Here is a 21,004-nt window from a genome sequence, read left to right as displayed (position 1 = left end):
CTTACTTCTTCATCTGCTCCTTGAGAGCTGCAAGCTTTGCAAAGGGCGAGTCCGGATCGATGGGCTTTTCCTTGCGGGGGGGCTTGGCCTCGAAGCGCGCAGGTTGCGACCCTTTGCCGCGGTCGTTGCGGTCGGGACGCGGACCACCTTCGTGGCGCTCCCCGCGGTTGGGGCGATCGCCCCCGCGATTGTTGGTATTATTGTTATCTGGCCGGCGGTTGTTGTCGCGGTTCGGCTTGCCGCCGTCCTTGCGTTCACCACCGCTGCGCTCGCCACCACGTTCGCCGGCCGGGCGCGCATCGCGCCGCTCGCCACCGTCGCGACGCTCATCACGACGGCCCTGGGCCGGCTGGCCGGCCTCGCCACCGGCATTGTTGCGCTGGCCGCCATGGCCACGACGATCGCCATGCTGAGGGCGTCCGCCGCGCTGGTTGTTTTCACGGCCGCCGCCCGGACGCCACAACAGGACCGGCTTCGGCTCTCCAGCATCGGCAGCCTTTGCCTCGTCGGTGACATCTCCAGCCGCAGCCTGCTCAGCGGGAGCCTCTTCCGAAGCAACCGATTCTGCAGTCGCCGTCTCAGCCGGCGCAGCATCGACCACGGCCTCGGCGGGAGCCGCTTCCGTCGCATTCTCGGCCGAAACGGTTTCCGTTGCAGTCTCGACCGGAGCGTCACTCGCATCGGCGTCATCTGCTTCGGAGACTTCCGGTGCCTCTCCTGCCGAAGCTGGAGCAGCCGCAGCGTTCACGGAACTTGCATCGTGGCCTGCGAGGAACGCCTGTGCCTCTTCCGCCTTCACGGCGTCGGCACGGTACCCGAGGCCCTTGAGGATTTCTTCCATATCGTCCGGCGTAGCGCCGAGAATGGAGAGCATCGCGGTCGTAGCCGTGAAGCGGCGACCGTCATACGCCCCTTCCGGACGCGGCGTCGAGCCCGGCTTCCATTGCAGAAGCGGACGGATGAGATCGGCAAGGCGCTCCAGGATGTCGATACGCACGGCGCGCTTGCCGAGGAAACGGAAACCCGCGAGTTTGTAGAACATCCGCTCGAATGTCGGATCGGCGACGACCGACGTGCGCCCCGCGGCCAGAGCCGGAATGAGATCGCCGTAACCAGGCTTGTCGAGGCCGTCGTTCCCCAGCGCCCAGAGGAGCGTGATGAGTTCGGCCGGAGCCGGCTTCAGAAGCAGGGGCATGAAGACGTGGTAGGCGCCGAAACGGATGCCGTAGCGGCGCATCGAAGCGCGCGCGTCCTGATCGAGCGACTTCACGTCGTCGGCCACGTCGCGCCTGAACAGCACACCGAGGCTTTCGACGAGCTGGAAGGCGAGCCCCTTGGCGAGGCCCTGAAGGTCTTCGGCACGCGACAGATCGTCGAGCGGCTTCAAAACCGTCGCGATGTGATGATTGACGAAGCGCTCGAGGCGGGCGAGCACATGTTCACGGGCATGGCCGGTCAGTTGCTCGTCGGCAAGCAGGATGACGCGCGGACGCATAACATGGTCGCTTGCCGCAAGACGGGCGATAGGCTCGCCGAGCCAGCGCACGAAACCATCGGATCCGACCGCCAGGTCGCTATTGCCCGATGCATAAAGCCTTGCCGCCCGCGCCTCGAATTCGAGCGCCAGCGCTTTCTGAGCGGCACCCTGCACCGCCTTGGCGTCGGGCCCCTCTGTTCCCGAAACGGGCGTGAACCGGAAACCGGCCAATTGCCCGACGTGATGTCCCTCTACAAAGACATCGCCATTCACACTGATTTCAGCTTCCAGCATCGCATTCTCTCTCAGGCGCTTCATGAGCACAGATGTCCTGCGATCAACAAAGCGTTTCGTCAACCTTTCATGTAGCGCGTCCGATAACCTATCCTCTATTTCCCGTGTCTTTTCTTGCCAGTGTGTCGGATCGGCAAGCCAACCAGGGCGATTAGAGACGTAGGTCCAGGTCCGGATCTGCGCTATGCGGGCCGATAATGTGTCGATTTCACCATCGGTGCGGTCGGCGCGGCGAACCTGCTCCGCCATGAATTCTTCATTCACCGTCCCGAAGCGTACAAGATCGGAAAAAAGAGTCGAAATAAGGTCGGCGTGCTGTGCCGGCGCAATTCGACGATAGTCCGGCAGGGCACAGGCCTCCCAGAGCTTCTCGACCCGCTGGGGCGTTGTGGCGATATCCTTGATTTCGGGATAACGCGAAAGATAATCAAAGGCTTGGCTGTCTGTCGCAGGAAGCGCCCGCGTCAACCCTTGCAGGGTCGGGGAGGCATCCAGGCTTTCCCGCAGAGCCTTGAGCGACGAAAAGTCGAGGTTCTTCGAACGCCATTGCAGCACTTTTACCGGATCGAAGTGGTGGCTTTCGATTCGCTCGACCAGTTCGTCCTCGAAAGGCGCGACCTGCCCGGTCACGCCGAACGTCCCGTCCCTCACATGCCGCCCGGCGCGGCCGGCGATCTGAGCGAGTTCCGCCGGATTGAGGCTGCGGAACTGATAGCCGTCGAACTTCCGGTCCTGAGCGAACGCCACGTGATCGACGTCGAGATTGAGGCCCATGCCGATCGCATCCGTCGCCACGAGATATTCGACGTCGCCGGACTGGTAGAGGCCGACCTGCGCATTGCGGGTACGCGGGCTGAGCGCGCCGAGCACCACCGCCGCGCCGCCGCGCTGGCGGCGAATGAGCTCGGCGATCGCATAGACCTCGTCGGCCGAAAACGCCACGATCGCGGAACGCTGCGGCAGGCGGGTGATCTTCTTCTCACCGGAATAGAAGAGCTGCGAGAGCCTCGGCCGCTCGACGACGGTTATTCCCGGCAGCAGCCTTTCGAGGATGGGCCGCATGGTCGCCGCCCCCAGAAGCAGCGTTTCATCGCGGCCGCGCAGATGCAGGATGCGGTCGGTAAAGATATGGCCGCGTTCGAGATCTCCCGCGAGCTGCACCTCGTCGATCGCGACGAACGAGGCTTTCGTCTCGCGTGGCATCGCTTCGACCGTGCAGACGGAAAAGCGGGCGTTCGGCGGAGTGATCTTTTCCTCGCCGGTGACAAGCGCCACCTGGGAGACACCGACCTTCTCGACAAGGCGCGTATAGACCTCGCGCGCCAGCAGCCGGAGCGGCAGGCCGATCACACCGGTGCCATGCGCCACCATTCGCTCGATGGCATAGTGGGTCTTGCCGGTATTGGTAGGTCCGAGGACGGCGGTGACGCCGCGCCCGCTGAGCATCATGGGCTGGAAATTCAATGCCTGGTTCCGCGCATCACATAAGCCTCAAGTCTCGCGCCTTCGCCCAAAACTCAAGGCAACGCAACACATGGCGATCTCGGCCGGCAAACGCAAGCCTGAAGAATGGTTTTGCGGCCGCAGAATGATCGCCGAAGGCAGCAAATCAAGGCTCGGCGATTCGAATTTCAAACGCCCAAGGAACAGACGCGAACGAATCGGAGACGAATCGCAGACTCCAGAAGATTCAGCTTTTGTTCACCGCTATATGTTGATGCGGTCCCGGGTCCGCCCACGACATCCTGAATCTGCATCAAGATTGGGTGCATACCACCGAAGGATTCATCCCGAAGCTGCGCTTTCATGAAGAATCGAAAGAGTCAATCCATTGATATGGTTAATGTTTCATCAACCGATCGAGGCTGCTCCAGCCTCGTTCGAGCACGGAATTAAGATTCGGGCCAAACGCGGAACGAATCGCCGACGAATCACAGACATCCATGTCTTCGCCATTTGTTCTCACAAGATATGGTAGGTGCCACCAGGAGAGACCCGCAAGAAAATCGCTGCGGTAAAGACCTCGGAAGCGAATCGTTCAGGTGCCATTAACATTGGCTAACGCACTTTCACCACCCGTGAGAGCACACGCGTGCAAGCCGATGGAACAAAAATCGCGGTGCTACGTTTCCTCGCCAAATCCATACTGGATTGTCTAGCGGAGTAGAAAAACCATGCTCGGAACCGTGTTGCTCGTCATCCTCATTCTGCTACTCATTGGCGCGTTGCCGAATTGGGGCTATAGCCGGGGTTGGGGCTATGGTCCGTCGGGCGGATTGGGCCTTGTAGTGCTTATCATCATTATCCTGCTGCTGATGGGCAGGATTTAAAAGCGGCGTAGCCGTGTGTACCAAAGGGAAGGGAAACTGACATGATGAAGAAGATTCTGATTGCGGGCTGCATGATCGGCACGCTCGCCTCCTGTACTGCAACTGAACGCGGCACAGCAATCGGCGCCGGAACGGGTGCGGTGATCGGTGGTGCCGTGACGAATAGCTGGGGTGGTGCGGCAGTTGGCGCGGTTGCAGGCGGCCTTGTCGGCGCTGCGATCGGCCAGTCCTCGGAACGCCGCGGCTACTGCATCTATCGCGACCGCTACGGCCGCCGTTACGAGGCGCGTTGCCGCTAATCGCGAGCAATAATCCAGTCCCTCAGGACCGGTGCCCGAGCAATCGGCGCCGGTTTTGTTTTGCCTCACAGACCGTTGGCATTAACCCGTGGCCAAAGCCGGAACGAATCGCCGACGAATCGGCGACATCACCCGTTTCGCGGTTTGTTCACCGCAATATGTCGTGCAAAAACAGTTTGTTAACCATATAGACCGGCCGTTTCGGCGCACCACCATGCGCCGAAACCCGCTCGAAGGTTAATGCCGGAGATCAGCTCGCGAAGAACTGGCCGCCATTCGCCGTCAGCGTCGAACCGGTGATGAAGCCGGCATCGTCGGAAGCGAGGAATACGACGCAACGGGCAATCTCTTCCGGTTCGCCGAGGCGCCCGACCGGGATCAGCGGAATGATCCGCTCGTTCAGCACCTTTTCCGGCACCGCCCGCACCATTTCGGTGGCGATGTAACCGGGGCAGATGGCGTTGACGGTGATGTTCTTTGCAGCACCTTCCTGGGCCAACGCCTTGGTAAAGCCGAGATCGCCGGCCTTGGCCGCCGAATAGTTCACCTGCCCCATCTGGCCCTTCTGGCCGTTGATGGAGGAGATATTGATGACACGGCCGAAACTGCGGTCGCGCATGCCCGTCCAGACCGGATGCGTCATGTTGAAGAGACCGGTCAGGTTGGTGCCGATCACCTCGTTCCACTGTTCAGGCGTCATCTTGTGGAACATGCCGTCACGGGTGATGCCCGCATTGTTGACGAGCACCTCGATCGGGCCGATCTCGGCCTCCACTTTTGCTATGCCGTCGACGCAGGCCTGGTAACTGGAGACATCCCATTTGAAGACGGGAATCCCGGTCTCGTCGTGGAAAGCTTTCGCCTTTTCCTCATTGCCCGCGAAATTTGCGGCAACACGATAACCGGCCGCCTTCAACGCGACGGAGATGGCTGCTCCGATCCCCCGCGTTCCTCCCGAAACCAATGCAACCCTGCTCATGCGATCTTCCCCTCTTCGATTTGATCCAGTCCTTCTGTGTGACCGGATACTTACCTATTTTGACATGCTTGATGGGGAGATAGTCCCGCCGCGCAGTTTTGCAACCTGCGGGATACCCACATCCGTCTAAAATATCACATGGCTTCGAGACACATGGCGACGCCCATCCCGCCGCCGATGCACAGCGTGGCAAGGCCCTTCTTGGCGCCGCGGCGCTTCATCTCGAAAAGAAGCGTGTTGAGGATGCGGGCACCCGACGCGCCGATCGGATGGCCGATCGCGATCGCTCCGCCGTTGACGTTGACGAGCGACGGATCGAAGCCGAGATCCTTGGTGACGGCGCAGGATTGCGCGGCAAAGGCTTCGTTGGCCTCGATGAGATCGAGATCGCCGACCTTCCAGCCTGCCTTTTCGAGCGCCTTGCGCGAAGCCGGGATCGGGCCCGTTCCCATGATCTGCGGATCGACGCCGGCCGTCGCCCAGGAGACGATACGCGCCATCGGCGTGATGCCGCGGCGGGCGGCTTCCGCCTCCGTCATCAGCACCGCAGCGGCCGCACCGTCATTGAGGCCGGATGCGTTCCCGGCGGTGACGGTGCCTTCCTTGTCGAAGGCGGGACGCAACTTCGCCATCGAGTCGAGTGTCGCGCCGGCGCGGATATATTCGTCGTTCTCGACGGTTACATCACCCTTCCGGGTCTGGATGAGGTAGGGGATGATCTCGTCCTTGAACCGGCCGGCATTCTGTGCAGCTTCCGCCTTGTTCTGCGAGGAGACGGCAAACTGGTCCTGCTCCTCGCGGGAAAGCTGCCACTGGCGGGCGATGTTTTCCGCCGTGATGCCCATGTGGTAGCCGTAGAACGCGTCGGTCAGGCCGTCCTTGATCATCGTGTCGATCATCTTGAAATCGCCCATCTTCACGCCGCCGCGCAGATGCGCGCAGTGCGGCGCCATGGACATCGATTCCTGGCCGCCGGCAACGATGATCTTGGCGTCGCCAAGCGCGATCTGTTGCATGCCGAGCGCGACGGCGCGCAGGCCCGATCCGCAGAGCTGGTTGACGCCCCAGGCGGTGGCTTCCTTCGGCACACCGGCCTTCATCGCCGCCTGGCGGGCCGGGTTCTGGCCCTCGCCGGCCGGCAGGACCTGGCCGAGGATCACCTCGTCCACCTCAGCCGCCTCGACGCCGGCGCGCGCCAGCGCACCCTTGATCGCCGCCGCACCCAGCTCGTGCGCCGGGACATTGGCAAAGGCGCCGTTGAAGGAGCCGACCGCGGTACGGCCCGCGGCTGCGATCACGATGGATGGATTGGTCATGGGGCGTTTCCTCTTATTAGATATTTATCCGTGAGACTGGCAAAGCTTTAGCCGAGAGTCAAACCCCGATCGGACACCGGGAGGCAGCCACCGGCTCTCATCAAAATGCCCGTTAGATTTCACGGGTTTGCTGCGCAACAAAGCAGTCGCCGCGCCGCACAAATCGTTTGTAAGTCCTCGTCATTTAGGCTTACATTCCTGTTGGGAGAAGCAATGCCAATCGATAATGACCAAACCATATTGACGGGAGCAGGAGGCAATCATGGCAAAGACCGAAGGCGAAATCATAATCAAGAAATATGCCAACAGGCGCCTCTACAACACGGGCACCAGCACCTATGTGACGCTGGAAGACCTGGCGAAGATGGTGAAGAAGGGCGAGGAATTCACGGTCCAGGACGCCAAGAGCGGCGATGACATTACCCATTCGGTTCTGACCCAGATCATCTTCGAGCAGGAATCCAAGACCGGCAACACGCTGCTGCCGATTTCCTTCCTGCGGCAGCTGATTTCCTACTACGGCGACCAGATGCAGATGGTGGTGCCGACCTTCCTCGAACACTCGATGAAGGCCTTCACCGACCAGCAGGTCCAGATGCGCGAGCAGATGACGCGCGCCTTCGGCGATACGCCGCTCAGCAAGAACCTGCAGATGCCGATCCAGATGATGGAAGAACATGTGCGCCGCAACACGGACATGTTCCGCCAGGCCATGCAGATGTTTTCGCCGTTTACGGGCCAGCCCCAGGCGCCTGCCGCCAAGAAGACCGACGCCAAGGACATCGACGAGCTGAAGGAACAGCTCCGCAACCTGCAGAGCCGCCTCGACAATCTCTGAGACCTGAAGGGCGCCTAGAGCCCGATCGATACGTCGCGGCCGGCCGAGCGGATTGCCACCGCGAAGCCGCCGATGACGTCGACGAAAGTGATCGTCATCAGGATGAAGAAGATCTGCGTCGCGGCATCCCGCACCAGCAGGAACTCCACCAGATAGGCGATGAAGACCAGCATCGACAGCATGTGGTTGATCAGCGAACCGCGGCCGTTGCGGCTGGCTTTGAGGATTTCCACGAACAGGAAGACCAGCGAGACGACGATGATCACGTCGCCGAGCGTCATGGTCCAGACGGCACCCGATAGCATCTGAAGCGAGCTGATGACGTTGCCGAGCGACGCGACCCCGCCCCCGCCCAGGATGCCGAGCATGCCCAGGTTATAGAGAATGAACGGGATGATCATCAGCGGCAACGCGGCAAGCATGGTCTCGGCCTCCAGTCGATATGGCCGGACTGTACGTGCTTGCCTTGCTTTCGCAAGTGTTGGCGCAGCAAAACAAGTTCTTCGCGCAACAAAAAAGGCCGGCAGAGCCGGCCTTTGATGCAATAGAACGAAAAACGCTTATGCATTTTCCTTCGGCGTCAGAACCTGACGGCCGCGATACATGCCGGTCTTCAGATCGACATGGTGCGGGCGACGCAGTTCGCCGGAGTTCTTGTCTTCGATATAGGTCGGAGCCTTGAGTGCGTCTGCGGAGCGGCGCATACCGCGCTTCGACGGGCTCGTTTTTCTCTTCGGTACAGCCATTTTGATTACTCCACTTGCGTGCAAAACATAATCCCCGGCCGGAACTGAGGCCGATTGGACATGTCTCGATCTCGGAAATTTGGGCGGCTTATACATGCCCCACCGGGCTTTGACCAGTCCCTGCCCGGATTTTTTGAGAAATATGCGACTTAAACCTCATCCTCCGGGACGATCCAGGTTTCGGCAAGTGCGGCCTCCTGCCACTTGAGCCAGGCCGGATGGGATTTCATCGCCGTCATATAGGCGAGCGTCTCCGCATCCGTCGCCAGGTCATAGACGTCGAAACGGCTGACGACAGGCGCAAACATCGCGTCCGCTCCGGAAAAATCGCCGAACAGGAACGGTCCGCCGGATTTCGCCCGGAGCTCGCGCCAGATGGTCTCAATGCGCGCCACGTCGTCCATCACGCCGTCCGCAAGCGCGATCCTGCCCTTCGGCCGGCGCATGTTCATCGGGCAGGCGTTGCGCAGCGCCCGGAAGCCGGAAATCATCTCCATCGAGATGGAGCGGGCGACGGCTCGGTCTGCAGCGGCTTTCGGCCAGATGCCTTTGTCAGGGAAAAGTTCGGCGGCGTATTCGATGATCGCAAGCGATTCCCAGACGCGTATATCGCCCTGGTGCAGCACCGGCACCTTGCCGGTCGGCGAGATCGGCTCGAATTTCGGATTGCCGGCCGGGAAGTCGAAGGGGATCAGCACTTCCTCGAAGTCAATGCCCGCCGCCGTCAGCGCGATCCATGGGCGGAAGGACCAGGAGGAATAATTCTTGTTACCGATATAAAGAGTAAGCTTTTCCATGGTCACGTCCCCCATTGGTTTATTCAGCCTATAATGGCCGTGGCCGGAGACGACCAATGAAATCGATAGACCTCAGTCATAAATGCATTTGATGTAATCGCCGGAACCGCGGGCCCGACTCTCGACGACGCCGGCCAACCGCTGCACGCCGCGGCTCGGTTTGCTGGCGACGCGGGTAATGGGATTGGGGAGAGCGACCGCGAGAAGTGCGGCCTGCCGGGCGCTCAGTTTCGAAGCCGGCACCTTGAAATGATATTGCGCCGCCGCTTCCGCCCCATAGATGCCTGGCCCCCATTCGGCGATGTTGAGATAGATCTCCATCATCCGCCGCTTCGACAAGACGAGGTCTGCACCCAGCGCCAAGGGCAGTTCCAGCCCCTTGCGGATGAAGGAGCGGCCGTTCCAGAGGAACAGGTTCTTGGCGGTCTGCATCGGAATGGTGCTGGCGCCGCGCGTCGCCTCTCCGTCGAGCGCATCCTCGACCACGCCGCGCATCTGGTTCCAGTCGACGCCGCCGTGGAAACAGAACTGGCCGTCCTCGGACATCATCACCGAACGGACGAGATTGGGCGAGATCGCGTCGAGACTCACCCAGCGCCGGTCGTATCCACGAAACAGCGCGAGCTCCGACAGCATCAGCGTCGAGACGGGACGGGTGAACGGCAGCGCGTAGACGAAGATCAGAAGATAGGGCAACACCACCAGCGCGATCGCGACCAGCACGATCCGGCGGATCAGATTGCCCGAAACCGGGCGCCGTCTCCAGCCGGCCCTCACGGGCTCCTCCTGCACCTGCTGTTCGGGTGTGAAGTCCAATATCCCACGCGTCCCTCGTTTTAAGTTTCATAACCGCTCAACGTGGCCAAGGCGAGTCCGGCGCCGAAAACTTCGCGTGTCCCGGTGAATCGCCGTTGCCAGCCAACCATCGGCATGCCAAACAGCGGCCATGACGGACGCGAAAACGGCATTCGAAACACGGCTGCGGCAGAGCGCCGCGGAGACGGGAGCACTGCTTTCGTCTCTCCTGTCCGATACCCCTCTTCCCGACGAGATGACCCGCCCGGCGCATCTGATGGCCGCCATGCGGCATGGATCGCTGAACGGCGGAAAACGGCTACGGCCCTTCCTCGTCCGCGAGAGTGCGGCCCTGCTTGGCGGTCCGGCCGATGCCGCCCTTCGTGTCGGCGTCGCGCTCGAATGCCTGCATTGTTATTCGCTGATCCATGACGACCTGCCGGCCATGGACGATGACGACCTGCGCCGCGGCCAGCCGACCGTTCACAAGGCCTTCGACGAGGCGACCGCGATCCTCGCCGGCGACAGCCTGCTGACCTACGCCTTCGATATCGTCGCAGCACCTGAAACCGCGCTGGCCGACCGGCTGAAGACGGAACTCGTCCTGTCGCTTGCCCGCGCTGCGGGACCGGGCGGCATGGCCGGCGGCCAGGCACTCGATCTCGCAGCGGAAAAATCGCCCCCCGACGAGGCGGGCATCACCACATTGCAGGCGATGAAGACCGGTGCGTTGCTGCGGTTTGCCTGCGAGGCAGGCCCGATCATCGCCGGCTCGCAACCGCAGCATCGCGAACGGCTGCGGCTCTTCGGCCAGAAAATCGGCCTTGCCTTCCAGCTCGCCGACGATCTGCTCGACCTAACCTCGGATGCCGCCACCATGGGCAAGGCAACCGGCAAGGACGCCGGACGCGGCAAGGGCACGCTCGTCGCGCTGCACGGCATAACCTGGGCGGAAAACCGGCTGGACGTTTTGACCGCCGAGGCCGTCGAACTGCTTGCGCCCTACGGCGAAAAGGCGTCCATTCTCCAGGAGACCGCGCGCTTCATCGCCAACCGGGAAAACTAAAAAGGAATAGGAGACGAGAATGCCGGACGTCCTGAGCTATCTGCCGTACATGTGGCCGGCCTATATCGCCTATGTCATCAATGTCGCGAGCCCGGGTCCGGCCAATTTCGCCATCATCGGCACCTCGATCTCGCAAGGCCGCCGCGCCGGCCTGATCACGGCGCTCGGCATCGCCAGCGGCTCGTTCACCTGGGCCTGCGCCGCCGCACTCGGTCTTGCAGCACTGCTGCGCAACTATGCGATCGCGCTGGAAGTCATGAAGGTACTCGGCGGGATCTACCTGATCTACCTCGCCTGGAAGGCCTATAAGTCCGCGCGCCTGCCGGATTCCAAGGTTGCACTCGGCAATGCCAGGACGAACTATACCGCCCGCCAGCTCTGGCTGCGCGGTTACGCGGTCCACGTCACCAATCCGAAGGCGATCTTCGCATGGCTGGCGATCATCTCGCTCGGCCTGCCGGACAATGCGCCAACCTCGGCGATCCTCCTGATCATCGCCGTCTGCATGAGCTCGAGCCTGCTGATCTTCACCACCTATGCGCTGGTGTTTTCGACATCCCACGCACTGCGCGGCTACAAGGCCGCGCGGCGCTGGGTCGAAGGTACGATGGCTGTGTTCTACAGCGTCGCCGGCCTGAAGCTGCTGACGAGCCGCATCTGAGCGGCCCGCCTTCCTTATCCGCCTTCTTCTGATCAGCCCTGGGTGATAGGCGCGATCGCCACTTCGACACGGCGGTTCTGCGCACGGCCGTCCGAGGTCGCATTGGTGGCAACCGGCTGCGACGGGCCGAAGCCCATGGTCGACATGCGGCGCTGATCCACACCACGGCCGCCGAGATAATTCGCGACGGAGGCGGCGCGGCGTTCGGAGAGGGCCTGGTTATGCTGCAGGCTGCCAGTCGAGTCCGTATGACCGTTCACGTCGATCAGGGTGCGGTTGAACTTGTTCAGCACGATCGCGACGGAATCCAGCGTCCGATAGAAGGGCGGGATCACCTGGTCCTGGTCGGTGGCAAAAGTGATGTTGGACGGCATGTTAAGAATGATCCGGTCGCCGACACGGGTCACCGAAACACCGGTGCCCTGCAGCTGCGCGCGCAGTTCCGCTTCCTGGTTGTCCATATAGGCGCCGATCCCGCCACCGGCGAGCGCGCCGATACCGGCACCGATCAGCGCATTGCGGCCCGCATGGCGTCCGCCGGTCAAGCCGCCGGCAAGTGCCCCGAGGCCCGCGCCGATGGCGGCGCCGCCGGCGGTGTTGGAAACCTTCTGCTCGCCCGTATAGGGGTCGGTCGTGGTGCAGGCGGAAAGATAGGTCGCGCAAAGTGCGACGATTGCGATTTTCTTGAGCATGTAAATGGATATCCCCGTCGTCAGTGGTGATACCTCATTTACCACGAATTGCGGCAATAGCGAGGAGGGCGGAAGGTCTTCGTCATCGACAGGCAGCAGGTCGGACCGGTGCCGGTCCAGACACCGGGCGAAGAGATCCGATACGGCGATAAAACGGGCGGATCAGACGGCCGCCGGCAGGCCTTTCAGAACGTCGAGCAGCCGGTCGCATTCGGCATCTGTGCCGATCGAGATGCGCAGATAGTCGGCTATGCGCGGCTTGTTCCAGTGCCGCACCAGCACGCCCTCGGCCCGCAAAGCCGAATAGACTTCGGCGCCCGCCAGGGCCGGATGCCGGGCGAAGACGAAGTTCGCCTGTGACGGCAGCACATCGAAACCCATAGCCTGCAGTTCTTCGCTGACGCGGTCGCGGGTCGCGATGATCTTCTGCCGGCAGGCCTCGAACCAGGCAACATCCTCGATCGCGGCCGTCGCCGCGACCTGCGCCAGCCGGTCGAGCGGATAGGAATTGAAACTGTCCTTCACCCGTTGCAGGGCATCGATCAGGTGCCGCTGGCCGAGCGCGAAACCGACACGCATGCCAGCAAGCGAACGGGACTTCGACAGCGTCTGGATGACGAGAAGGTTCGGATAGCGCGCGATGAGGCTCGCGGCAGTCTCGCCGCCGAAATCGATATAGGCCTCGTCCACCACGACAGGCGCGTCCGGATGCGCGGCAACCAGCGCCTCGATCTCCGTAAGGGCCAGGCCGATGCCGGTCGGCGCATTCGGATTCGGGATGATGATCGCGCCGCTGGGGCGGTCGTAGTCGGAAAACCTGATCCGGAAGCCTTCGTCGAGCGGGATCTCGACGACGTCGATATCGTAGAGCCGGCTATAGGTCGGATAGAAACTGTAGGTAATATCCGGATAAAGCAGCGGCTTGTCGTGCTTCAACAGCGCCTGGAACGTGTGCGCGAGCACCTCGTCCGAACCGTTGCCCACGAAAACCTGGTCCGCTTCCAACCCGAAACGCGCGGCGATGGCTTCACGCAACGCCGTTGCCGACGGATCCGGGTAAAGCCGTAGCGCATCGTCCGCCGCCGCCTGGATTGCGGCAACCGCCTTCGCAGAGGGCCCGTAAGGGTTCTCGTTGGTGTTGAGCTTGACCAGGTTCTGAATACGCGGCTGCTCGCCCGCGACGTAGGGCGAAAGCCGGCTGACGATCGGCGACCAGTATTGGCTCATGAGATTATTCGGCAGCCGTGCGTTGGCCGAAGCGCTGCTCGATGTAGTCGACGACCAGCTTCTCGAAATCGGCGGCGATATTCACACCACGCAGCGTCATCGCTTTCTTGCCGTCAATAAATACCGGTGCGGCCGGCGTTTCGCCGGTGCCTGGCAGCGAGATGCCGATATCGGCATGTTTGCTCTCGCCGGGACCGTTGACGATGCAGCCCATCACCGCGACGTTGAGCGCTTCGACGCCCGGATATTTCTCGCGCCAGACCGGCATGTTCTTGCGAAGGTCGTTCTGGATGTTCTGGGCAAGTTCCTGAAACACAGTCGAGGTCGTCCGACCGCAGCCGGGACAAGCCGCGACGACGGGCACGAACTGGCGAAAACCCATGACCTGCAGCAGTTCCTGCGCCACCTGCACTTCGCGGGTGCGGTCGCCGTTCGGCTCGGGCGTCAGCGAAACGCGGATCGTGTCACCGATCCCGTGCTGCAGCACGTAACCCATGGCCGCCGACGAGGCGACGATGCCCTTGGAACCCATGCCGGCTTCGGTGAGGCCGAGATGCAGGGCATGGTTGGAACGCTCGGCAAGCATCGAATAGACGGCGATCAGGTCCTGCACCTGGCTGACCTTGGCCGACAGGATGATGCGGTTGCGCGGCAGGCCGATCTGCTCGGCAAGCTCGGCGGAAATCAGCGCCGACTGGACGATCGCCTCATGCATGACCTGGCGGGCCGACAGCGGCGAACCGTCTGCGGCGTTGCGATCCATCAGCGTGGTCAGCAGGTCCTGGTCGAGCGAACCCCAGTTGACGCCAATACGCACTGGTTTGTCGTAACGGATCGCCATCTCGATGATGTCGCCGAACTGCTTGTCCTTCTTGTCCTTGAAGCCGACATTGCCGGGATTGATCCGGTATTTCGCCAGCGCCTCGGCGCAGGCCGGATGATCGGCGAGCAGCTTATGGCCGATATAGTGAAAATCGCCGACCAGCGGCACATCCATGCCAAGCCGCAGCAGGCGCTCGCGGATTTTTGGTACCGCGGCGGCACTCTCGTCACGATCGACGGTGATGCGGACTATCTCCGAACCGGCCTTGTAGAGGGCGGCGACCTGGGCGACCGTTCCGTCGATATCGGCGGTATCGGTATTGGTCATCGACTGCACGACGACTGGCGCGCCCCCTCCGACGATGACGCCGCCGACATCGACGGCGACTGTGGCGCGGCGCGGTTTCGGGTCGTAGTCGATGGGTACGGTCATCGGAAGTCTCGTCGCCTTGGGAATGAAGCGCCTTTCAGGTGGCGTATGGCTTGCAGCTTGTCAACCGCCGCGACACTCACTTTATCGCACCGGTCCTTCCCGTTCCAGCCCGGCCCCGTTCCAGTCCGGCGCCGTTCCAACCCGGCAAGCCGACGCAGCCTCAGTGATGCGCTGTGTCCGCATGCCTGGCCAAAGGCGAAAGCACCAGCACCACGACAATCAGCGCCGAGAGGCCGGCGAAGATGATCGCAAGCCCGGTATGTTCGGCGATAAAGCCGATAGCGGATGGGGCAACGAGGATGCCGGAATACCCCATGGTGGTGACGACTGACAACCCGACGCCGGCCGCCATGCCCGGCAGGTTGCCGGCGGCCGAGAAGGCGATCGGCACGATGTTGGAAATACCGATACCCGTCAGCGCAAAACCGGCGATCGCCATCGGCGCGTTTTGGGCAAAGCCGATCAGCAGCAGGCCGAAGATCGAGATGACGGCGCAGACACGCAGCGTCTTCACCGCGCCAAAACGATCGCGGATCAGGTCGCCGGCAAACCGCATCGTCGCCATGGTCAGCGAAAAGGCCGCGAAGGCGAACCCGGACAGGGTGACGGAGGCCGCAAGCTCGTTGCGCAGGTAAAGCGCGCCCCAATCGAGGATCGCACCTTCCGGGATCATGCAGAACAGCGCCATGATGCCGATCAGCCAGGGCAGCGGCGAACGCGGCAGCCGGCTTCCGCTGTGTTTGGCCTCGTCCGGATGTGGCGCATCGTGCAGCACGGTCCGCCAGGCCGCGACGATCATCAGCGCCGCCAGAACGGTGACGAGGATGGCATGCACGGAAACGCCGATATGTTCGATCAGAAAGCCGCCCGTCGACGAGCCAAGCAATCCGCCGAGGCTCCAGAAAGCATGGCAGGATGACATGATCGCCCGGCGCATCTTCTTCTCGACCGAAACCGCATTGGCATTCATCGCGACGTCCATCGCCCCGATCAAACCGCCGAACAGGAAGATGGCGACCGCACCGGACCAGATGCTGCCGACCCAGGTGAGAAGGAGCAATGTCGGCGTCAAAAGCACCGACGTGTATTTGGAGACCTGACTCGATCCGAAGCGGGCGATCTGGCTGCCGGCAAGCGGCATCATCACGAGCGATCCGAGCCCGAAGGTCAGGATCATCAACCCGAGCGAACTCTCGCTCAAGCTCAATCGGCTTGCGAATTCGGGAATTTTTGGTGCCCAGGCGCCGACCATGAAGCCGTTCATCAGGAAGAGCAGCGACACACCAACTCTTTCGCGGGTGATGAAAGTTCGTGAGCCTGAGGCAGTGTTTACGGGCGCGCGACTATCCATGGGTAAGCTCCTTTTCGATCGCCGCGACCATATTTAAATCGATTGAAATTGCAACGCCGCGAAAGGGCCCTCCCTCTCACAAATTGTATCGAGGGGAAACCCGCAACGGCGAGAAATGTTCGCGAAGATGATAGCTTGCCGAAACTCCGGCTTCCGGGGGCCTGCGCGGCGGTGTAGCGCAGTACCCTTATTTCGAGGGCATGCGCCGGTCTCGGTGCTCGCTCCGTTCGAATATACCGCGCTCGGTTTCCTGATCTGGAGCGATCCACCGGCCGCGAACGTCACGGCCGGCGCAATCCTGATCGGCGGCGCCGGCCTGATGATCATCTTCGGCGAAAGGCTCGGCCGGAAAGTCCGGGCAGCCAGGGAAAGGCGGCCGAATTCAGCCGCCGTAGACGATCAGCAGATCCTTGGCGTCGATCTGGTCGCCGGCCTTGACCAGCACTTCCGCGATCGTGCCATCCTTTTCGGCATGCAGTGCGGTTTCCATCTTCATTGCCTCAATGGAGAGCAGCACGTCGCCGGCCTTGACCGCCTGGCCCGTTGTCGCAAAGACGCGGCTGATGACACCCGGCATCGGCGCGCCGAGATGGGTCGCATTGCCTAGTTCGGCTTTGCGGCGCACCGCGCTGCCGGAAGCCCCATGCGCCCGGTCCGGCACCTTGATGCGGCGCGGCTGGCCGTTCAGCTCGAAGAACACGGTGACCATGCCCTGGGCATCCGTGCCGCTCATCGCCTGATTGACGACGACCAGCGTCTTGCCCTTCTCGATATCAGCAAACAGTTCCTCGCCGTCGCCGAGCCCGTAGAAATAGGCATGCGTCGGCAGCACCGAGACCGGGCCATAAGTGTCGGAGGCCAGCGCAAAGTCCGTGAACACTTTCGGATACATGAGGTAGGACGCAAATTCGAAATCATCGATCTTGCGCTCCAGCTTGTCCTCGATGACTTTTCTTTCCGCTGCGAGATCCGCCGGGGCCAGAAGCGAGCCGGGCACCGCCGTATAGGGCGCCTCACCCTTCAGCGCCTTTTTCTGCAGCGCCTGCGGCCAGCCGCCGGGGGGCTGACCGAGATCGCCCTTCAGCATCGACACAACCGAATCCGGGAAGGCGATGTCCTTGGCGGGGTTCTCGACATCGGCGACGGTGAGGTCTTGTGAGACCATCATCAGCGCCATGTCACCGACCACCTTGGAGGACGGCGTCACCTTGACGATGTCGCCGAACATCTGGTTCACATCCGCATAGGTCTGCGCGACCTTGTGCCACTTGGTGTCGAGGCCGAGCGACCGGGCCTGTTCCTTGAGGTTGGTGAACTGACCGCCCGGCATCTCATGCAGATAGACTTCCGACGCCGGCCCCTTGAGGTCACTCTCGAAGGCGGCATATTGGTTGCGCACCGCTTCCCAATAGAACGAGATGCGACGAATCCATTCCGGATCGAGGCCCGGATCGCGCTCGCCGCCGGCCAGCGCCTCGACGATCGAGCCGAGGCAGGGCTGCGACGTATTGCCGGAAACCGCATCCATCGCCGCATCGACCGCATCGACGCCCGCATCAACCGCCGCAAGCACGGTCGCGGCCGAGATGCCCGACGTATCATGGGTGTGGAAATGGATCGGCAGCGAGGTCGCCTCGCGCAGCGCCTTGAACAGCACCTTTGCCGCGGCCGGCTTCAGGAGACCGGCCATGTCCTTCAGCGCGATGATATGGGCGCCCGCCTTCTCCAGCTCTTCGGCCAGCGAGACGTAATATTTGAGGTCGTATTTCGGGCGCGCGGAGTTCAGGAGATCGCCGGTATAGCAGATCGCCGCCTCGCAGAGCTTGTTCTCCTCCTGGATCGCATCCATCGAGACACGCATGTTCTCGACCCAGTTAAGGCAGTCGAAGACACGGAACAGGTCGATGCCGCCCCTTGCGGCCTGGGCAACGAAATATTTCACCACGTTGTCGGGATAGTTCTTGTAGCCGACGCCGTTGGCACCACGCAGAAGCATCTGCAAGAGCAGGTTCGGCGCGCCCTCGCGGATCATCGCCAGGCGTTCCCACGGGTCTTCGGTGAGGAAGCGCATGGAAACGTCGAAAGTCGCCCCGCCCCAGCATTCCAGCGAGAACAGGTTCGGCAACGCTCGCGCATAGACGCCGGCGACGCGCGCGATGTCATAGGTGCGCATGCGGGTGGCCAGCAGCGACTGATGGCCATCGCGCATCGTCGTGTCGGTGATCAGCACGCGCTTTTCGTTGCGCATCCATTCGCCGAATTTTTTCGGACCGAGCGTGTCGAGGAGCTGTTTGGTACCGTCCGGGACCGGGCCGTTGATATAGGGCAGGACAGGCTTTGCGGCGTGCTCGGAAGGTAGGGGCCGGCCCTTGGTTTCCGGATGGCCGTTGACGGTGACGTCGGCAAGATAGGTGAGCAGCTTGGTGGCGCGGTCCTGGCGCTTGACCTGCTCGAACAGTTCCGGAGTCGTGTCGATGAACCGCGTTGTATAGGAATTGTCGCGGAATTTCGGATGGCCGATGATCGCTTCGAGGAAGGTCAGGTTGGTGGCCACGCCGCGGATGCGGAATTCGCGCAGCGCCCGGTCCATGCGGCTGATGGCTTCCTGTGGCGTCGAGCCGGCGGCCGTCACCTTGACCAGCAGCGGATCGTAATAGCGGGTGATGACCGCCCCCGAATAGGCGGTACCGCCGTCGAGACGGATGCCGAAACCGGCCGCCGAACGATAGGCGGTGATACGGCCGTAGTCCGGAATGAAATTGTGTTCCGGGTCTTCGGTCGTGATACGGCATTGCAGCGCGTGGCCGTGGAGGCGGATGTCGGCTTGAGCCGGGACGCCGGATTCAGGCGTGCCGATCGCAAAACCTTCGAGGATATGGATCTGCGCCTTGACGATGTCGATGCCGGTGACCACTTCCGTCACGGTGTGCTCGACCTGGATGCGCGGGTTCACCTCGATGAAGTAGAACTTACCGGTATCGGCATCCATCAGGTACTCGACCGTGCCGGCACCGACATAATTGGTCGCTGCGGCGATCTTCAGCGAATAGGCAGCCAACTCCTGCCGCTGTGCTTCCGACAGATAGGGTGCCGGAGCACGCTCCACGACCTTCTGGTTACGGCGCTGGATCGAACAATCGCGCTCGAAGAGATGCACGACGTTGCCATGCGTATCCCCGAGGATCTGGCTTTCGACGTGGCGGGCGCGCTCGACGAGCTTTTCGAGATAGACCTCGTCCTTGCCGAAAGCGGCCATCGCCTCGCGCTTGGCTTCAACGACTTCCTTGGCAAGGTCCTTCGGATCGCGGATCGCGCGCATGCCGCGCCCGCCGCCGCCCCAGGAGGCCTTCAGCATCACCGGGTAGCCAATCTCTTCGGCCATCTTGGCGACTTCGGCCATATCGTCCGGCAGCGGCTCGGTCGCCGGCACCACCGGCACGCCGACCGAAATCGCCAGGTTGCGGGCAGCAACCTTGTTGCCGAGCTGGCGCATCGTATCCGGCCGCGGACCGATGAAGATGATGCCCGCATCGTTGCAGGCCTCGACGAATTCCGGGCTTTCGGACAGCAGGCCGTAGCCCGGATGGATGGCATCGGCGCCGGAAAGCTTGGCGACGCGGATCACCTCCGGAATCGAAAGGTAGCTTTCGATCGGTCCCATATCCTTGGAAAGATGTGGGCCTCGGCCGACCTGATAGCTCTCGTCGGCCTTGAACCGATGCAGCGAAAGCTTGTCCTCTTCCGCCCAGATCGCAACAGTCTTGATGCCGAGCTCATTGGCCGCACGGAAGACCCGGATCGCTATTTCAGAACGGTTGGCCACTAGGATCTTGGAAATGGGCAAGACGGATCTCCTCAGGCGCCATCGAGAGTAATGCTGCACCGCAAAGAAATCAGTATTGCCTTAATCAGGCAAGCGCAATTTGTCGGGGGAGACGGGACGTGTCGCAACGAAACCAAATGCTCAGGCGATGAGACCTAAACGAAATGCCGAAGCGACCACGTGCTGGCGGTTCTTGGCGCGCAGCTTCTCCTGAAGCCCGTTGATGTACCAGTCGACGGTATGGCTGGAGATGTCGAGCGACTTTGCGACCTCGTTGGAGGTCAGGCCGTCGGCGAGCAGTACGATGACCTCCATCTCGCGGCGGGTAAGCTGGGTGTCCACCTTTGCGGCGGCCTCAAGTTCTTCCGCCTGGCCGCGCAGGTCCAGAAACCGCCAGAATACCTTCTTGGCAGCAGCCTCGAAAAGCGCCATTTCAGCGGGCGAGAGATCCACCGGGCGCCCCCCGAGCGTCATGTTGCCGAGCAGGCCGTTGCGGCCATGGACCGGAAACAGGTAACCGTCCTGAAGGCCGTGACGTGTCCCCTCCTGCATCATCCGCTGCATGCGCTGCCGATGCGGATCGTTCCGGAGCCTGAGGACCGCATCCCGCCAGCGGAAGGGCCTTTGCGCGATGCCGAGCATTCGAACGGTCGGATCGACCAGGGCATATTTGCGGGCCTCGTAGATTTCCTGCCAGCCTTCCGGCCAGCGGCCGGCCAGGACAAGACCGGCCGGATTTTGAAGGGAGCGCGGCCGCACGACCAGTCCATAATAGTCGAATCCGTAGGCCTTCAGCAGAGATTCGAGCTGGGCCGTCAGCTCCGCCTCGGTCTTGATTTCCCCCACGAGTACCAAGAGTTGCACGACCAGCTGAATGTTCAAGGCTTGCTCCCCGCCGCGTTCTTTCCGGGCGATTCTTGTCTTTATGTTAAATTTCAGTAACTTCCCTTATTCACAATCGATTAGCATAGTTATCATTCATTGAAGGTATACCGCGAAATCTAGCCCTTGACGGCTTTCTGCAATAAGCCGTGGGTTGGTTCAAGACACTGATTGCG

Annotated in this window: 18 protein-coding genes; 5 read left to right on the top strand and 13 right to left on the bottom strand. The window is 61.9% G+C overall.

Annotated elements, in window-relative coordinates:
- Position 1: 1 nt before the first annotated feature.
- Positions 2–3,220: a helicase-related protein gene (locus ABCW43_RS14935; protein WP_345926231.1), complete on the bottom strand. Its 3,219-nt coding sequence runs from the start codon at positions 3,218–3,220 to the stop codon at positions 2–4.
- Positions 3,221–3,945: 725 nt separating this feature from the next.
- Between ABCW43_RS14935 and ABCW43_RS14930 the strand changes: the two genes are divergently transcribed.
- Together ABCW43_RS14930 and ABCW43_RS14925 are read left to right on the top strand one after the other, a co-directional pair.
- Positions 3,946–4,101, top strand: a complete 156-nt coding sequence (locus tag ABCW43_RS14930) for a DUF3309 family protein (RefSeq protein ID WP_007775119.1) — start codon at positions 3,946–3,948, stop codon at positions 4,099–4,101.
- A gap of 41 nt (positions 4,102–4,142) precedes the next feature.
- Positions 4,143–4,400, top strand: a complete 258-nt coding sequence (locus tag ABCW43_RS14925; protein ID WP_037081355.1) for a YMGG-like glycine zipper-containing protein — start codon at positions 4,143–4,145, stop codon at positions 4,398–4,400.
- Positions 4,401–4,650: 250 nt separating this feature from the next.
- Here ABCW43_RS14925 and ABCW43_RS14920 read toward each other — a convergent pair whose 3' ends face one another.
- Both ABCW43_RS14920 and ABCW43_RS14915 read right to left on the bottom strand, forming a co-directional pair.
- Positions 4,651–5,379, bottom strand: a complete 729-nt coding sequence (locus tag ABCW43_RS14920; protein WP_345925756.1) for a beta-ketoacyl-ACP reductase — start codon at positions 5,377–5,379, stop codon at positions 4,651–4,653.
- Between the two features lie 134 nt (positions 5,380–5,513).
- On the bottom strand, positions 5,514–6,695 hold the full coding sequence (locus ABCW43_RS14915; protein WP_345925754.1) for an acetyl-CoA C-acetyltransferase: 1,182 nt from the start codon (positions 6,693–6,695) through the stop codon (positions 5,514–5,516).
- A gap of 262 nt (positions 6,696–6,957) precedes the next feature.
- Between ABCW43_RS14915 and phaR the strand changes: the two genes are divergently transcribed.
- The gene (gene phaR, locus ABCW43_RS14910; RefSeq protein ID WP_345925752.1) at positions 6,958–7,533 is read left to right on the top strand and encodes a polyhydroxyalkanoate synthesis repressor PhaR; all 576 of its coding nucleotides are present in this window, start codon (positions 6,958–6,960) and stop codon (positions 7,531–7,533) included.
- 14 nt (positions 7,534–7,547) lie between these two features.
- Here the strand turns inward: phaR and ABCW43_RS14905 are convergent, their stop codons facing one another.
- The 4 genes from ABCW43_RS14905 to mtgA form a co-directional block, all read right to left on the bottom strand.
- The gene (locus tag ABCW43_RS14905; RefSeq protein WP_306873618.1) at positions 7,548–7,955 is read right to left on the bottom strand and encodes a hypothetical protein; all 408 of its coding nucleotides are present in this window, start codon (positions 7,953–7,955) and stop codon (positions 7,548–7,550) included.
- Positions 7,956–8,093: 138 nt separating this feature from the next.
- Positions 8,094–8,279: a 50S ribosomal protein L32 gene (rpmF, locus tag ABCW43_RS14900; protein WP_007759580.1), complete on the bottom strand. Its 186-nt coding sequence runs from the start codon at positions 8,277–8,279 to the stop codon at positions 8,094–8,096.
- Between the two features lie 149 nt (positions 8,280–8,428).
- Positions 8,429–9,076 carry a glutathione S-transferase family protein gene (locus ABCW43_RS14895; RefSeq protein ID WP_345925746.1) on the bottom strand — a complete coding sequence of 216 codons (648 nt, stop codon included), beginning with the start codon at positions 9,074–9,076 and terminating at the stop codon, positions 8,429–8,431.
- A gap of 72 nt (positions 9,077–9,148) precedes the next feature.
- Positions 9,149–9,892, bottom strand: coding sequence for a monofunctional biosynthetic peptidoglycan transglycosylase (mtgA, locus tag ABCW43_RS14890; RefSeq protein ID WP_445738949.1), 744 nt, complete (start codon positions 9,890–9,892; stop codon positions 9,149–9,151).
- Between the two features lie 130 nt (positions 9,893–10,022).
- On the opposite strand from mtgA, the gene ABCW43_RS14885 reads away from it, so the two are divergent.
- Positions 10,023–10,937 carry a polyprenyl synthetase family protein gene (locus tag ABCW43_RS14885; RefSeq protein ID WP_345925744.1) on the top strand — a complete coding sequence of 305 codons (915 nt, stop codon included), beginning with the start codon at positions 10,023–10,025 and terminating at the stop codon, positions 10,935–10,937.
- Between the two features lie 19 nt (positions 10,938–10,956).
- Positions 10,957–11,598 (top strand): LysE family translocator, encoded by a 642-nt coding sequence (locus ABCW43_RS14880; RefSeq protein ID WP_345925742.1) that lies wholly within the window; start codon positions 10,957–10,959, stop codon positions 11,596–11,598.
- A gap of 32 nt (positions 11,599–11,630) precedes the next feature.
- Here the strand turns inward: ABCW43_RS14880 and ABCW43_RS14875 are convergent, their stop codons facing one another.
- The 6 genes from ABCW43_RS14875 to ABCW43_RS14845 form a co-directional block, all read right to left on the bottom strand.
- A complete protein-coding gene (locus ABCW43_RS14875; protein ID WP_310219526.1) occupies positions 11,631–12,290 on the bottom strand; it encodes a YiaD family glycine zipper/OmpA-like lipoprotein in 660 nt (219 codons plus the stop codon).
- 162 nt (positions 12,291–12,452) lie between these two features.
- Positions 12,453–13,517 (bottom strand): histidinol-phosphate transaminase, encoded by a 1,065-nt coding sequence (gene hisC / locus ABCW43_RS14870; RefSeq protein WP_345925737.1) that lies wholly within the window; start codon positions 13,515–13,517, stop codon positions 12,453–12,455.
- A gap of 4 nt (positions 13,518–13,521) precedes the next feature.
- The gene (ispG, locus tag ABCW43_RS14865; protein WP_345925735.1) at positions 13,522–14,772 is read right to left on the bottom strand and encodes a flavodoxin-dependent (E)-4-hydroxy-3-methylbut-2-enyl-diphosphate synthase; all 1,251 of its coding nucleotides are present in this window, start codon (positions 14,770–14,772) and stop codon (positions 13,522–13,524) included.
- Positions 14,773–14,932: 160 nt separating this feature from the next.
- On the bottom strand, positions 14,933–16,123 hold the full coding sequence (locus ABCW43_RS14860) for an MFS transporter (RefSeq protein WP_345925733.1): 1,191 nt from the start codon (positions 16,121–16,123) through the stop codon (positions 14,933–14,935).
- 382 nt (positions 16,124–16,505) lie between these two features.
- The gene (gene pyc, locus ABCW43_RS14850; RefSeq protein WP_345925731.1) at positions 16,506–19,967 is read right to left on the bottom strand and encodes a pyruvate carboxylase; all 3,462 of its coding nucleotides are present in this window, start codon (positions 19,965–19,967) and stop codon (positions 16,506–16,508) included.
- A 120-nt stretch (positions 19,968–20,087) separates the two neighbouring features.
- Entirely contained in the window at positions 20,088–20,828 is a 741-nt protein-coding gene (locus ABCW43_RS14845; protein ID WP_345925729.1) for a LuxR family transcriptional regulator, read from the bottom strand.
- Between the last annotated feature and the right edge of the window lie 176 nt (positions 20,829–21,004).

This window comes from Neorhizobium tunisiense, assembly GCF_039631515.1.
GTDB lineage: Bacteria > Pseudomonadota > Alphaproteobacteria > Rhizobiales > Rhizobiaceae > Neorhizobium.
The sequence above is the reverse complement of the archived record's forward strand: the minus strand, read 5'-3'. Positions and strand labels throughout refer to the sequence as shown.